General features: G+C 71.6%; 10 protein-coding genes. 4 read left to right on the top strand and 6 right to left on the bottom strand.

Going from position 1 to position 15,129, the window contains the following annotated elements; all coding sequences use genetic code 11:
* Window positions 1–57: 57 nt before the first annotated feature.
* The 3 genes from AB0C30_RS55110 to AB0C30_RS55100 form a co-directional block, all read right to left on the bottom strand.
* A complete protein-coding gene (locus AB0C30_RS55110; RefSeq protein WP_357960173.1) occupies window positions 58–3,309 on the bottom strand; it encodes a chromosome partitioning protein ParA in 3,252 nt (1,083 codons plus the stop codon).
* A gap of 299 nt (window positions 3,310–3,608) precedes the next feature.
* Complete coding sequence (locus tag AB0C30_RS55105; RefSeq protein ID WP_357960170.1) at window positions 3,609–5,099, bottom strand: hypothetical protein; 1,491 nt, start codon at window positions 5,097–5,099, stop codon at window positions 3,609–3,611.
* 200 nt (window positions 5,100–5,299) lie between these two features.
* Window positions 5,300–6,499, bottom strand: coding sequence for a hypothetical protein (locus AB0C30_RS55100; protein WP_357960167.1), 1,200 nt, complete (start codon window positions 6,497–6,499; stop codon window positions 5,300–5,302).
* Between the two features lie 162 nt (window positions 6,500–6,661).
* Here AB0C30_RS55100 and AB0C30_RS55095 point away from each other — a divergent pair, with 162 nt between their 5' ends.
* The 4 genes from AB0C30_RS55095 to AB0C30_RS55080 are packed head-to-tail and all read left to right on the top strand — an operon-like array spanning window position 6,662 to window position 12,930.
* Window positions 6,662–8,815, top strand: coding sequence for a hypothetical protein (locus tag AB0C30_RS55095; protein ID WP_357960164.1), 2,154 nt, complete (start codon window positions 6,662–6,664; stop codon window positions 8,813–8,815).
* A gap of 15 nt (window positions 8,816–8,830) precedes the next feature.
* Window positions 8,831–9,808, top strand: coding sequence for a MoxR family ATPase (locus tag AB0C30_RS55090; RefSeq protein ID WP_225289611.1), 978 nt, complete (start codon window positions 8,831–8,833; stop codon window positions 9,806–9,808).
* Window positions 9,809–10,885: a DUF58 domain-containing protein gene (locus AB0C30_RS55085; RefSeq protein ID WP_357960161.1), complete on the top strand. Its 1,077-nt coding sequence runs from the start codon at window positions 9,809–9,811 to the stop codon at window positions 10,883–10,885.
* The gene (locus AB0C30_RS55080) at window positions 10,882–12,930 is read left to right on the top strand and encodes a DUF3488 and transglutaminase-like domain-containing protein (protein WP_357960159.1); all 2,049 of its coding nucleotides are present in this window, start codon (window positions 10,882–10,884) and stop codon (window positions 12,928–12,930) included. The genes AB0C30_RS55085 and AB0C30_RS55080 overlap by 4 nt, the downstream gene beginning before the upstream one ends.
* 31 nt (window positions 12,931–12,961) lie before the next feature.
* Here the strand turns inward: AB0C30_RS55080 and AB0C30_RS55075 are convergent, their stop codons facing one another.
* The 3 genes from AB0C30_RS55075 to AB0C30_RS55065 form a co-directional block, all read right to left on the bottom strand.
* The gene (locus AB0C30_RS55075; RefSeq protein ID WP_357960156.1) at window positions 12,962–13,849 is read right to left on the bottom strand and encodes a hypothetical protein; all 888 of its coding nucleotides are present in this window, start codon (window positions 13,847–13,849) and stop codon (window positions 12,962–12,964) included.
* Window positions 13,846–14,421: an RNA polymerase sigma factor gene (locus AB0C30_RS55070; protein ID WP_357960153.1), complete on the bottom strand. Its 576-nt coding sequence runs from the start codon at window positions 14,419–14,421 to the stop codon at window positions 13,846–13,848. Before AB0C30_RS55070 ends, AB0C30_RS55075 begins: the two co-directional genes overlap by 4 nt.
* Window positions 14,422–14,577: 156 nt before the next feature.
* Window positions 14,578–14,826 carry a hypothetical protein gene (locus AB0C30_RS55065; RefSeq protein ID WP_357960150.1) on the bottom strand — a complete coding sequence of 83 codons (249 nt, stop codon included), beginning with the start codon at window positions 14,824–14,826 and terminating at the stop codon, window positions 14,578–14,580.
* Window positions 14,827–15,129 lie beyond the last annotated feature (303 nt).

The following is a 15,129-nucleotide window of genomic DNA, read 5'->3' as shown; positions in this document are numbered from 1 at the left end:
CACGTCGGGTCCGCACGTGATCACGTCGGGTCCGCACGGATGGAGCGGACCCGGTGATCAGGTGGCAGCCACAGGGGAGTGCCCGCTCCTGTCCACATAGGCGGCCAATGCCCGCACGCGCTCCGCGTGCTCGTCGTGCCCGACGATCACCGGTGGCTCGTTGTACGGCATCGCGTCCGACGATCGCCTGAGCTTGATGTACTGCCCGCAGGCGTCGATCGCGTACGGCTCCATGTCGTCCTGGAGCGCCCCGATCACCGTGATCCCGTACGTCTCGCCGATCCGCCGGAACAGCGCCACGGCCTCCCGCCGGTGCTCCTTGCCCAGGTTGCGGCCCAGTTCGTCGAGCACCAGGCACAGATGCCCGCCCCCGGATGACGCGATCGCCGCCGCGCACACCAGTTTGACCGCCTTCTCGTCCATGAGCGCGGTGTTGGCCCGCCGGTTGTACGGGACGAAGCCCTGGCCCTCGCCGCGCCGCCACTTGGGCGTGACGCGCCATTGCCAGCGCTGCTCCGGATCCGCGGGCGCCGGTGGCACCGGGAACTCCAGCGTCGCCCCGTAACCTCCGTAGGACGTGTCGAGCTGCTCGAACTCCTCGGCGACCCGCGTGAGCCGGGACTTGATCGCCGCCGTCAGCGCCGCCCGGTGCACGGCCGTCGAACTGGCCGCCTCCTCCGCCCCCTTGTCGGCCGCGGCCAGGTCACGCTGCCTCGACACGACCTGCGCCTCGATCTGACGCCGCTGGTGCTTCTCGTATTCTTCCTGCCCGCGCAGGTAGGAGGCCAGCGAGCCGCACACCGCCGCGAACGTCGCCTGCTCCCGCGCCGTGCTCCCCCCACGCTCGGACAGCAGGAACCGCAGCTCCTCCGGGATCTCCGCGTCCTCCTCCGGGAACGTGTCGCGCAACGCCTGGTCGAAATGCCGTTCGGCGACGCGCCACCATTCCTCGGCGGTGCGCGCTCGTTCGCCCTCGGGCAGCGCATTGAGCCACTCCCGCGCTCCCTCGGCGGTGCCGCCCCAGTCGGCGGCCAGCGCCTCGACCTTGAGCGCCTCCCGTTCGCCGCTCACCCTCGTCTCGTCCTGACGCGACCGGGCCCGCTCGCCCTCGTGCCGCTGCCGCCGCCCCTCCAGGCGTTCGATCTCCATGTCCTTCGTGCGGGCCCGGAAGTCGAGCGCGGCCGCCTGCCGCTCGGCCTCCGCCACCGCGGGCGCCAGCTCCTCCAGCGCCGTCGTCAGCTCGCCCAGCCGCGCCCGCCGCCCGGCCAGCTTCGTCTCCAGCTCGGCGAGCCGTACTCCCGCTTGCGCCCCCTCCAGCCGCCGCTGTCCCTCCGCGACACCTTCCTCCCCATCGCGTACGGTCTGCGCCGCGGTCTCCTGGGTGTCCTTGGCCCGGTTGAGCCGGTGCTCGGCAGCCTTGATCCGTGCCTCCCGGCCGGTCGCCTCCCCGTCGAACGCCCCCACCACGCTCACCCCGGCGGCACTCACCAGGACCGAACCGGGCAGCTCGACCAAGGCCGCGGCGGCCGCTTCGAGCTGGCCGGCGTCGACGATCACGGCATGCTCGTGCGGCCACCCCCGCAACTCCTCCAACCCGAGCCCGGCCCCACCAGCGTTCGCGACCGCTCCGCCGGCCGCCCCAGCGGCTGCTTGACCGGCCGCTCTCCCGGCTGCCTTGGGGGATGGTCGGCCGGCGGAATCACCATGGGCGTGGGAGTAGTCGCGAGCTTGTTCGGCCACGTCCAGTGCGTCCAGGAGACCCGTCGCCACGACGCCCGCCGCGGCCAGTGCGTTGAGCTGGGCAGCGGCCGGGCCGCCCTCGGCGTCGTCCAGCGCGGCCTGGGCAGAGGCCACCTCGCGATCGGCCACGCCCAGCGCCTTAAGCGCCTCGTTCAGCCGCAGCCGCGCCTCCCGCAGCTCCCGCTCGGCCGTGGGCACATCACGGCCGTCCGAGAACCGGCGCGTCTCCTCCAACGCCGGGATCAGGCCGCGCAACTCGTCGGCGGAGTTCTCCGCCACGGCCCGGTCGGCGTCGAGCTTGGCGGCCCGCGCCTGCATCGCGGCCAGCTCCTTGCGCGCCTCCGCCACCCTCCGATCGAGCGTGTCGTCCTTCAGGGTGGCGATCTCGGCCTTCACCATGGAGAGCGCCTCGGCCGCCGTCTCGCCCGCGGCCCGGTGCCGTTCGAGCTCGGCGACCAGCAGCTCGTCCTTGGCCGCCGCGTCGTCCAGCTTGCGAGCCTGGCGCCCCCGCCAGCACCGCAGCGCGTCGGCCAGCCGGATCCGGGCCTGATCGCGCCGGTCGAACGTGGTCAGCAACGCCCGCGACTCCGCCTCGAACTCGGCCAGCCGATCGGCCGCCTGCGCCGCCCGTACGCGTTTGGCGTGCTCGTCCCGGCGAGCCTCGCGCTCCTGCTCGAGCTCGGCGTCGAGGCCGGTCAGAGCCGCGATGGCCTCGAACACGCGCTCCGGCGAGATCTCGTTGAGCGGCTGGGAGAGCAGGTTGGTGGCGACCTTGCTCCGGACCGAAGTCGACAGGAACGACACGCAGCGGATGCGGTCGCCGTAGAGCACCTTGGTCAGGTCGCGGGCCACCACGTCGCGGCGTCCGGCGGACTTGGGCAGCGTCGCCCACATCTCGTCGGCGCGCACCACGCGCTCGGCTTCGGACGCGGCGGAGGCCAGGTGCACGCCCTCGCGCCAGCGGATCTCCAGGTGGGGAGCCTCCTGATTGACCTTGAGCCACACGGTGACGGCCCCGCCGGATGTGTCGGGCACGGAGAACAACTCACCGTCATCCGGTACGGCCGGCTCCACGCCCACGCTGATCTGCTCCGGTTCGGTGACTTGGTCAGCGATGGAGGTGCCATGCCCCTTTTTGGCGGGTTGGTCCGCATTTATGATGCCATGCTCCGGCCCGGCGGTTTCTTCTGAGGCGACGGCGCCGGGAACTGGGCCGGTGGCGCGTAGCGGCAGGTCGTAGGACGCGCCGGGCCGCCCGAACACGCCGACGATGTAGCCGTGGTCGGCGCTGGCCCACTGGCGGGCGCCCGCGCCACTGGCCAGCTCGGCGTTGAACAGCAGCTCCGACACCGCCTTCGCGCCCGAGGCGAAACGCCACTGCTCGTCACCCAGCAACGCCGTGATCGACGCGATGAACGACGACTTGCCCGCGCCGTTGGAGTCCTTGGGCCCGGCCCCGGCGACGACGATGAGCGTGCCGGGGACGGTCGGCACCGGATGGGTCGAGAGCCGTGAGATGTTGACCGCCTGCATGGCGATCAGCACCCGGTCCCCGACGACGTTCTCCACCTGCGACACCTGTGACCCCCGTAGTCCTTCCGTTCCACCGCGCCGACCCGGGCGGGGCTGACGCTTGCTGTCTGTTCACCGTGCCGCCCGGGTGAGGGCGGACGCTTGCTGCTTCTTCACCGCGCCGACCCGAGCACGCTCGCTGTCTGTTTGCCGCGCCGCGTGGGCTGTTGCTGTCTCTTCGCCGCGCCGCCCGGCCGAGGACGCTTAGTTCCTGTTCACCGCGCTACCCCGACCGCGTCTGACGCTTGGCGCCTGCCAGGCCCGGGTGGCAATCCGGGCCCGGCAGGTCCGGGTGCCTACCCTGTCGATCTCCGCGCGCGTACGGCCGCGGCCAGCGGGCTGTGTGGTCCGGCCGCCAGGATCAGCTCCTCCTGCAGCCGTCGCCGCGCCGCCGGGGTGAGCCGGTGGAACTGCGGTCCCGGCGCGTAACCGCCGGCCTCCTCGCCCGCCTTGACCTGGGTCAGCAGCCCGGCGTGCCGCAGCATCCGCAGCGCCGCCTCCAGCTCGCCGATCGGCAACTGGGTGTGGCGGCGCAGCTCGTCGACGGGAGTCGGATGCGGCGAGAGCCAGGTGTCATCGGGCAGCAGCCCCTCCGCCCTCGGAATCGCCACCGAATGCACCAGCACCAGCGTCAACACCGCCCGCTCACTCTCACCAAGCCCCGCCGCTGCCCCGGCCCCGAACCCGGACCCGGCGGCCGCGGGCGTGGTCGCGGGCGTCGGCTCGGCGCGGTAGGCGTCGTCGTAGCCCGAGGTCCATCGCTCGCGGTGCTGGATCAGCGTCCGGCCTCGTCGGGCGAGCATCTCGCCCAGAGTGTGGCGGAGCGCGGGATCGCGGAGCCCACCGAACCGGGCCTCCAGCACCGGCTCGGCGCCATGCTCCACCGCCATGAACGCCGCCACCAACTCGGCCCGCCGCCGCTCGTCATAGCCGCCCAGCAGTTCGTCGAACTCCGCCGCACCGCCCTCGACCCGGCCCGCCGCCACTGTCATCGCGGTCGCGGTTGCGGGATCCTGCGCCCGCACCCGCGCCTCGGGTGGCTGCTGTGCGGTGAGCGGTCCTTCCACGGCGGAGGGCTGCTGAACGCCCAGTCCTTGTTCCGTAGGGGGCTGTTCTGCGGTGGGTGGTTCTTGCGCGGCGGCGGGTTGCTGTACGACCGGCGATCCTGGCCCAGCGGGGGATTGCTGAATGTCCAGCGGCCCTTGCGCGGCCGAAGGTTGTTCCGCAGCGGGTGGTTCCTGCAGTCCGTGGGATTCCTGCGTGGCGGCCGCCACGATGTCGGCGTCCGCGACCACCGTGAGGTCCCGTTGCTCCGGTGTGGGAATGCGCCGGACCAGCTCCTTCAGCTGGGCGTGCGACTCGACCGGCCACAGGGCGCAGCGCGGGCCCAGCGAGACCACGCCGTCGGACATGACGATCCACGCCGAGTCGTGCAGCCGGCGCAGTGCCCCGATGGCCCAGTTGCGCATCAGGTCGTCGGCCCGGCCGATCAGTGCCCGGTAGGTGTCGAGGATCAGCTCGACCGGCGCCGGTGTGCCCGGCCACGGGTCGACGGACAGGTCGCTCCAGCAGCACTTGAGCGTCGCCGCCAGCACCCGCCGGGTTTCGCCCGAGCGTTCGACCGGGACCGGGGGCACCTGGTATTCGTCGAGGAGCGACGGGGTGGCCGCATCAGGCCACACCGGCAGGGCTTGGCCGGTGGAGTCGGGGCGCGTGAGCCGTAGCATCCCGGGTGGCGCCGCGACGCCGGCCCCCAGCCGCAGCGGCCCGCCCGACCGCGCCCGCACGTGAGCTACCGCGTCGTCCCCCAGCGCGCGCCGCGCACCAACGCCTCCCGAAGTGCGACCTCCACCGGTACCCGCCGAAGAGCGACCCCCACCGACGCCCGCTGAAGTGCGACCCGCAGCCGGGCCCCCTGAGGAGCCGCGAGTACCAGCGACCTCCGAGGAGGGAAGGTCCGGGCCCGCGGCCTCTGATGAGAGTCGGGTCATGCGGTGCGCTCCAGGTAGCCGTGGGACAGCCAGGCCGGTTCGCCTCCTGGCGAGATCGTGAGGTCGTCGGCCCACACGAGCCGATAAGGCAGCTCAGGCCGCAGATCGACCGTCGTCAGGTCGGCCAGCAGCCGGCGGGCCGATGGCCAGTCGGACCGGAGTACGTCGGCCAGTGCCACCCGCGACGACGCCCCCAGCAGCGACTCCGCCACCTCGGTCAGCCGCTCGATCGCCGCGTTGGGCGCGGAGCCGAGCGAGCCTTCGGGGCCCGCGTCGGCGAGGTTGGAGCGCGGGGGAGTGGGCTGGGCCGGAGCCGGGCGGGGCGCCTCGTCGACCGCGCGGGCGATAGCCGCCGGGTCGTGCCAGGGCGCCGGAGCGTCGAACACGAAGCCGTCGAGCACCGCCGCGAGCCGCTCACGCGAAGCGGTCTGCGAGAACGTGCGCCACGTCTCGGTGGGCAGCAGCGTCAGGTTGCGGGTCGTGCCCGCCGAGTCGGCCAGGCGCCCCGCCGCCCGCCGGGAGGCGTCGCTGTAGGCGTAGATGGCCGCCCGCAGATCGGTGCAGACCCGGTCGAGCGCGGGCCAGCGGGTCAGGATCGTGCCGTGCAGGCTCTGCGCCCGGCGCGCGATCTCCTCGGTGCCCCACAGCTTGGGCGCCTGCTCGCGCAGCTCCTCGATCGTGCCCATGGTGAGCGTGATCAGCTCCAGCGCCCACAGCCGGAACGCCCTGGCCAGGTTGGCGGCGCTCTGCCTGGCCTCCTCCATCGTGGTGCGCGGGTCGGCGACGTTGAGGTCTTCGAGCGCGAGCAGCCGGTGCATCTCCGACTGGCCGCCGTCGTCCATCATCCGCCTGATGAACATCAGCCCGACCACGCTGGTGAACGACGCCCGATAGCGCAGCTGGTTGGGCTTGGGGAACACCTCGCGGATCGCGCCCAGCCCCTTGAGCACGCGCAGCCGGTTGTCGAACTGGTCGCCGGGATAGGCGCGGCAGGCGAAGCGCATCTGCTCGTGCGTCAGCCACTCCTCGCCCGCCTCGGCGAACGCCGCGAACAGCGTCTCGGCGATGTCGACCAGGGCCGGGTCGTCGACGACCGCGCCGCTGTCGCGGGCCAGCGCCGCGAACATCCGGCGGTAGGTCGACAGCACCGCCTCCTCCGAGAGGGCGGCGTCGAGGGTCAAGGGCTGTTCGGACACGGGGACTAAGGTACGGCTTCGCGCCGACAATCTCGGCCCGACCTGACGGGCTTACCTGCGAGTAGTGCCCAACCTGGCGTGCTTACCTGCGAGTAGTCGCGCCGCACGCTAGGGTGATCCAGGGTAATACGGGGGCAAACGTTAAGTAATCATACGTACGGGGTGAGTGACGCCTTGCGTATCCGCGTACTCCGCGGAGACCGTGCCACGGCCGTGATCGCCGGCGCGGTGGCCGTGATCCTGGTCGCCTTGGCGGCCGTCTTCGGCGTGGGCGTCTCCAGCGCCACACCCAAACTGGCCGACGTCGGCGCCTGGCTCTGGACCCAGGCCCGAGGCAAGATCGTGCACGTTAACGGCCTGTCCGGCGAGGTCGACGGCTACCTCGACAAGAAGTCGGCCCAGCGGCTGCGCATCGTCCAGGACGGCTCGAACGTCCTGCTCGTCGACGACGGCAGCGGCTACGTCAGCCGGATCGAGCCCGGCCAGCTCAGCGTCGCGCAGACCCGTAACTTCGGCACGGCCGGTCTGCAGATCGTCGTCTCGGGCGCCGCCGGCTACGCGGTGGACCCGGAGGGCAAGGTTCAGCAGATCGACCCGGCCACGCTCAACTCGGTCGGCGCGCCGCTGTCGCTGCCGGGCCCGCTCGGCTCGGCCCGCATCGACGGTGGCGGGCGGCTCTGGGTGCCGGTGACCGCCAAAGGCGAGGTCGTACCCGTGACCAAGGGCGTCGCCGCGAGCGCCGTCAAGGTCGGCGAGCCGGGCGAGGAATTGGCCGTCACGATCGCGGGCGGCCTGCCGGTGATCGTCAACACCCGCGCCGCGACCGCCACGATCGTCGGCGCGGACGGCGGCGTGGGCGAGATCACGCTGCCCAAGGAGGTCGCCCAGGCCGCCAAAGGCGGCGTGCTGGCGCCGGCCTCGACCGAGGGTTCGCTGGTTCCGCTGCTCACGCCCGGCGACTCCGGGCTCCTCGTGGTGGTCGACACGGAGTCGAACTCGGTGCTCAACACCAAGTTCGCGGTGAAGGACCCGGCCGCGCTCGGCGTGCCGCAGATACTCGGCTCGAAGGTGTACGTCCCGGACCGCAGCACGGGCGGCCTGATCGTGTGGGACAGCGCGGCGGGCGGTCAGCCCACCAAGCTCCAGGTGGCGCAGGGGCCCGGCCCGGTCGACGTGTTCGTCAAGGACGGCCTGCTCTGGGCGAACGACGAGAACGGCGACAAGGCCGTCGTCGTCGACACCGAAGGCCGCAAGCACGACGTCGACAAGGACGACTCGGACGTACCGGGACCCACCAACACCCCCAAGCCCAAGCAGACGCCACGGCCCGAGCCGACGAACACCGACCCCAGGCCCGACCCGACCAGGACGGACGACCCAGCGCCGACGCGGACGGACGCCCCGGAGCCGTCGCGCAAGCCCACCAAGACCCCGACGTCGACCCCGACTCCCTCCTCGGCCACCCGCAGCCCCACTCCCACCCCCACGCCCAGCGCGCCCACCAAACCGGGCGCGGTCAGCGCCAAGTCGGGCCCCGGCCACGTCAGCGTGAACTTCAGCCCGTCCAGCGGCGGCAAGGTCGACCGCTACACGCTCAAGGTGTCCGGCGGCGACGGCAGGAGCACGCCGCAGTCGGTGGACGCCGGCGGGCCGTTCCAGTTCGAGTTCTCGGGCGGGAGCTGCGGCGCCGAGTACACCTTCACGGTCGTCGCCCACTGGTCGGGCGGCCAGGTCGAGTCGGAGCCCAGCGCCGGGGTCAAGCCCTGCGTGGCCCCCGGCAGACCGGCCAACTTCGCGGCCAAGCCCAAGAACCGCGGCGCCGAGCTGACCTGGGACGCCCCGGAGAGCGGCGGCGAAGGCATCACGTACGTGCTCTCCGGCGCGGTGAGCAACGACAGCGTCAAGGGCACGTCGTTCACCGCCGAAGGGCTCAAGAACAACCAGAAGCACGAGTTCAAGCTCAAGGCCAAGAACGACGCGGGGGAGAGCCAGGACGCCGCCACAGCGGACGTGGACCTGGCCTATCCGAAACAGCAGTACCAGAACGCCAGCAACAACGACACCAACACGCTCATCCGGCCGGGCCCGTCCGCCGATGGCGAGGCCGGAAGGATCCCACAGGGCCAGTACATCACGCTGACAGTGATCTGCCAGGTCAAGGGCTCGTCCTACACCGACAAGTCCACCGGAAAGTCCAGTGACATCTGGAACCGGATCGAGTCGTCGGCGGGCAACGGCTACCTCAACGACACGCTGGTGGCCACACCGGACGGGGGCGGCTTCCCGGAGGCTCCGCTCTTCGAATGCACCGACTGAGATAGGGGACCTCAGTTGTACAACGAGCAGACGCAGCAACCGCAGCAGCTTGCGGCACAGTTCGCCCAGCGCTTCCAGATGCTGGCCCAGAACATCGAGCGCATCATCCGCGGCAAGCACGAAGCCATAGAGCTGGCCCTGATCTGCCTGTTCTCCGAAGGACACCTGCTGATCGAGGACGTGCCCGGCACCGGCAAGACCACGCTGGCCAGGTCCATCGCCGCCAGTGTGGACGCCGAGTGGCGGCGCATCCAGTTCACGCCCGACCTACTGCCCAGCGACATCACCGGTGTGTCGATCTTCAACCAGGCGCACCAGAAGTTCGAGTTCCACCAGGGGCCGGTGTTCGCCAACATCGTGCTCGCCGACGAGATCAACCGCGCCTCCCCGAAGACCCAGTCGGCGCTGCTGGAGGTCATGGAGGAGCGCCGGGTCACGGTCGACGCCGAGCCGCATCCCGTACCCAGGCCGTTCCTGGTGGTCGCCACGCAGAACCCCGTCGACATGGACGGCACGTACCCGCTGCCGGAGGCCCAGCTCGATCGCTTCCTCATGCGGATCTCCGTCGGCTACCCTGACCACGTCTCGGAGGTCGAGGTGCTCAAGGGCATGCCGACCGGGCCGCAGGTCGAGCGGTTGCCCGTGGTGGCCCGCGCGTCGGACGTGGCCGGGATGATCGAGTTCGCCACCCGCATCCACGTCGCCGACCCCGTCTACGACTACATCGTCGCCCTCTGCGGCGCCACGCGCACCAACCCGCACCTGCGGCTCGGCGCCTCCCCGCGCGGCAGCCTCGCGCTGCTGCGGGCCGCCCGCGTCAAGGCCGCCGCCGCCGGCCGCCACTACGTCGTGCCGGAGGACGTCAAGGCCCTGGCCGTCCCGGTCATCGCGCACCGGCTGATCCTCACCCCGGAGGCCGAACTACGCGAGGTCACCGCGGCGCACGTGCTCGGCGAGCTCCTCGCCGGGATGCCGGTGCCGCAGGCGGCCTAGGTGCTGACACCGCTGGGGTGGGGCACGCTCGCCGGCTCCGTGATCCTGTACGCGGCCGGGTTCGCGCTCGGCTACCCGGAGCCCGTCGTGCTGGCCACCGGCGGGCTGCTCGCGCTCGCCGCCGCCCTTGCCTGGACCGCCCCCGGACCGAGGCTGGAGGTGCACCGCGAGGTCACTCCGCTCAAGGTGCCGCGCGGGGACGCGGCCGTGGCGGTCCTTCACGTACGCAATCTCGGCCGCCGGGGCCTGTCAGGGCTGCGCGCGCAGGACCGGATCGGTACGGCCGAGCACACGGTGGACCTGCCCCGCCTGCCTCGGAACGCCACCAGGACGGTGTCGTACCCGCTGCCCACCGGCGTGCGCGGCGAGATCCCCGTCGGCCCGCTCCTGCTCGTCCGCGCCGACCCGTTCGGCCTGACACGCAGGATCAGGCGGTACGGCCAGACGGCCACGCTCCTGGTCCGCCCTCGCACGGTCGCGCTGCCGGTGCCCGCGTCGGGCAAGGCCCACCACCTGGAGGGCCCCACCAGCGACAACGCCCCCAGCGGCACGGTCACCTTCCACACCCTGCGCGAGTATGTCGTCGGCGACGACCTGCGCCACGTCCACTGGAAGTCCAGCGCGCGCACCGGCACGCTCATGGTGCGCCAGCTCATCGATGCCAGCCTGCCCACCACGACGGTCGTCCTCGACACCCGTCACCTCACCGAGCTGGGCGTGGACGCCGCCGCCTCGGCCGCCGTCGCCGCCGCACGGTCCGGCTTCCCCGTGCGGGTGCTCACGGGCGACGGGCCGCTCGCCGAGACCAAGACCGACCCCGAGCTGCTGCTGGATCGCCTCGCCCTGGTTGGATCCGGTACGTCCGGCGTCGGCGAGGCGGTCCGGCTGGCCCGCGGCGGCTCGCTGGTCGTGATCACCGGGGACCCCGCCGAGGCCGCCCGAGTGGCGGGGGCACGACGACGGTTCGACCGCATCATCTGCGTATATATAGGGACAGGTCCGCTCAGCGTGCCCGGAGTGACGGTCGTCCCCATCGCGGACCTGGCCGCGCTGCCGCTGGCCTGGGGCAGGCGATGAAGCAGCCTGTGTGGCGGTGGTTAGGGGGATTGGCGCTGGTGGCGGCCGTCACCGGGGCCGGTGGGTGGGGGTTCCATCGCGTCTTCCCCGGCACCGAGCTGCTCCTGGCCGTCGTGCCCGCCGCGACCGTCCCCGCCCTGGTGGCCGCGCTCTGCCGGCGGCGGCCTCTCTGGCTGGCGCTGGTGCTCGACCTGGTCCTGTGGTTCGCCGGGACCGTGCCGCTGTACAAGGGCATCGCTCCCGGCCTGCTCGGCGACCTGGCCGACTCGTGGCGGGCGCTGCTCACCACGCTCCTGCCCGCCCAGCCGGAGCCGCGGCTGCTGGTCCTCGTGCACACGCTGGTCTGGGCCGCCGCCGTGGTCGGCGCCGAGACGCTGACCCGCACCAGGACCCGCGTGGCCGCCGCGGTGCCCGGACTGGTGGTGTACGGGGTGGCGCTGCTGTTCGGGGTGGACGGGGAGGGCTCGAACCTGCCTGTCGCCGCGGCCCTCGTGGTGCTCATCGCGGCACTGGCCCTGCTCCGGGACGACCGGCCGGCGCTGTGGCTGCTCGCCGGCATCCCGGCCGCCGCCGCGCTGGCCGCCGTCGCCCTGGTCGCCGGGCCGCTGCTGCCCATCGCCGCCGAGCCGTACAACCCGCGCGACGACGCCGAACTCCCGCCCCCGGTACGCGTCGACAGCGTCAGCCCGCTCGACCGCGTGTCCGCCTGGCTGCAGATCCCTGACCGTGACCTGTTCACCGTCAAGGCGGCCAAGCCCCTCAACTGGCGGCTGGCCGTACTCGACCGCTATGACGGCGTCCGCTGGACGTCCGGCGCCCGCTTCCAGCCGACGGGCGGGCGGGTGCCCGCGGGGGACTGGACGGGCAAGGCGCAGACCGTACGCCAGACGATCACGTTCAGCGGCCTGCCCGGCACCTGGCTGCCCGGCGCCGAACGTCCCGTCGAGGTGGACGGCGTACGCGGCCTGGCCGTCGACCCCGGGAGCGGCGCGCTGCTGGCCGCGAGCCGGCCGGCCAAGGGGTTCACGTACGAGGTGACCTCGCGGGTGGCGGAGCCGTCGAAGGCCGACCTGCTCGCGGCCACGCCGGTCGACGATCGGGCGCTGACCGCGTTCCCGGCCGGGCCTCAGGAGGCGCTGTTCCACAAGCTCGCCCAGCAGGCCACCAAGGGCGCGGACGTGCCGATCAAGCAGGCGTACCGGCTGCAGAGCTACCTGCGCACCAGCGCCACCTACGACGTCACCGCGCCGCCGGGGCACTCGCTCAAGGGCCTGGAGTTCTTCCTGGAGACCACGCACAGGGGGACGTCGGAGCAGTTCGCGTCGACGTTCGCGCTCATGGCCAGGACGCTCGGGCTGCCGTCGAGGGTCGTGGTGGGGTTCCGGCCGGGGCAGGCGTCCGACGGGATTTACCACGTTAAATCTGGTCATGTCATGGCGTGGGCGGAGATCAAGTTCGACAAGCTCGGCTGGCGGCCGTTCTACCCCACGCCCGGCCGCGGCGGCGCGAAGGACGACCACGAGGTGGTGTCCTCCGCTCTCAAGGAGAGCGAGGAGCTGGAGGGCGAGTTCACCCAGGGCACGGTGAACAAGCCGAAGGCCGGTCAGAAGCCCACGGCGGGTGGCGGCCGCGAGACCTCGGCCGGGCCGCCGCTGTGGGTGATCGTCCCGGCGGTGGGGGCGGGGATCCTGGTGGTGTACGCGAGCGCGGCGATGGTGCTGCCGTGGTGGCGCAGGCGGGCCCGCAGGAGCGTGACGGGCGCGGAGCGGCGGGTGCTCGGCGCGTGGTCGCAGACCTGTGACGACCTCGGCCTGAAGGGGGAGCGGGCGCTGACCGCCGAGGACGTGGTGGCCCGGCACCCAGCCGACATATCAACCCATCTCCGACCACTCGCCGATATTTCCAACTTCGTCCGCTACGCCCCCGACGACGTCGCCCACGAGGCCGCCGACGCGGCCTGGCGCCACAGCGACGCCGTCCGCCAGGCCGTACGCGCCAGAACACCCCTCAAAACCCGCCTCCGCAAGCGACTGCTCCTACGTTGACCCGCCGGAGCGAACCATGACGGGCTGATCGCTAAGGCTTCTGGAGTTTCTGCGTGACCATCAGGCGGATCACTCCCTTCTCCGGCTCGTCCGCCTGCCAGACGAACCAGTCCGCACCCACCGGAGTGCCCTGCTTGGTGGGGTACATCAGGTACGGGTCGCCCGGATAGCGCTCGGGAGGGGGTTCGGTGATCAGGTAGGTGACCTTGAGGCCGCGCTTCTCGATCTCCGGCAGGACCTCGCCCACGGTCTTGCCCTCCACCCGGTACCCGCCCAGCGACGTGACCTCCGGGAAGGGCATCTTCGGCACGACGTGCTGTACGTCGTCGGGGACCAGCTCGCAGGGCGCCACCGGGTCCCGCATGAGGATCGTGCTGGTGTCGCTCCCTCCGTAGACGGGATCGACCGCAAGGGTCCAGACGAAGGTCTGGCCGGGCTTGAACAGCTTGGTGTTGATCTGCATCTGCCAGCCCGAGCCGGCGTCGTCGCCGGGGATGTTCCTGGGCGCGTAATACAGGCCGCGGGGGATGTCCGTCACGGGTTCGGCGCGCGGCTCCTTGCATTTCTGGCCCGCCGGGACGAAGTCCACGATGGCGGGCACGTTGAGGCTCTTGAGCTGCCTGGTCAGTCCCGCCGCGTCCCGGAAGTCGCGTACGGTGACGTACACGATGCCGTCGGAGTCCTTGGTAACGGCGTAGGCGCGGTCGGCCCCGCCCATGGACGAGACCGTGACCACGCTCGCCACGGCGGCGATCGCCGCCCCCGCCGCCACGGCCAGGACCATCCGGCGGCGTGGCCGTCCGGCCCGCTCGGCCACCGCGTGCGGCCGTCCGGCCCGCTCGGCCGCCGCCCGCGCCGCCACGTGCTCCTTCAGCTCGGCCAGCCGGCGCTCTTCGAAACCGGCGAGAGACCCGTTCATGACGATCCTTTCAAGATGGCTTCCGGGCGGTGACCGGATTCGATCATCAGCCGGCGGTGCGCGCGATGCAGCCGCACCCGGGCGGTGCCGACGCGGATGCGCAGGGCCATGGCGGCGTCGGCGACCGACAGGCCGTCGATGTCCACCAGTTCGGCCACGGCCCTCAGGCTCTTGGGCAACTTCGCGATGGCCGACAACAGCGGGCGGGCGGCCCGCTCGGCGTCGATGCGCTCCTCTAACCGGGCGATGTCGTCGGCGTCCAGCGTGCGCCGTCCCGCCGCCCTGCCGCTCTTGTGCAACTCTCTGGCCGCTCTGCGCAGCTCGGACGCCACCACGTTGCGCGCGATGCCGAACAGCCACGCCACCTCGCCGCCCCGCTCGGCCTTGTACGTGCCCGCGGTGTCGATGGCGGCCAGGAAGATCTCGGTGGTGAGGTCGTCCACCGTGTGCGGATCGGTCACCCGGCGGGCCACGAAGCGGCTCACGCGTTCGGCGTGTCTTCGGTAGAAGACCTCGAAGGCCTCAGGATCCCGCATCGTCCGCAGGAGGCCCTCCGATGATGTGTCTGCCATCCAGTGCGCCTTCCGCTTGCTCGGGGCTTTCCCCTTATTGGCGAGCAAGGGCGCAGAACATTACATCCCGGTCAGATTTCTTCAAGACGGGATCACATGAGGACGCGGGTGCTGCTTCATGGGGACGACGGCAGCACCCGTGCCGGGGGAACTGCCTCAGTTCACGTACGCCCACAGGTCGTAGGTGTAGAACATCGGGTTCTCGGGCTGGTGGGTGCTGCACCACCAGGTCTGCCAGCGTCCGGTCTCCTGTCCTGACCGGCCGAAGCTGATGCAGACGTCATAGGGCAGGTTGCTGTAGACGACTTGGAGTGTGGACGAGGCGTGCGCTGGCGTGCTCGTGGCCAGGATCGGCGTCAGAGCGGTGACCGCGAGAAGCGACAAGGCGGTGATTCGGCGACGCACCAGTTCTCCCCTCATGAAGGGCCGGAAATCGCGAAGAGCGATCACCGTGAATTGGACGACAAGCACCGCACCGCCGCAAGATCCGCCCCCGCTCGGCCCCGACGACCAGCGCGAACATCGCGGACGCGATGAAAGCTTCATCTCGGGCCCCGCCCTCCTGACCGGGAACGCCGGACCACAACCGGGTGTGTCAGAAACTCGGCCCTGTCTCACATTCGGTGGTGACGGAAAGTCGCGAAGATCGTTGATCTTCCTGTGAAGGATGTCAACGAGCTTGCGCAGATAGTGTTCTCGGGTCTGTCC

Origin of the sequence: Nonomuraea sp. NPDC048901 (assembly GCF_040649695.1) — a bacterium.
In the GTDB taxonomy this organism is placed as follows: Bacteria; Actinomycetota; Actinomycetes; order Streptosporangiales; family Streptosporangiaceae; genus Nonomuraea.
The sequence above is the reverse complement of the archived record's forward strand: the minus strand, read 5'-3'. Positions and strand labels throughout refer to the sequence as shown.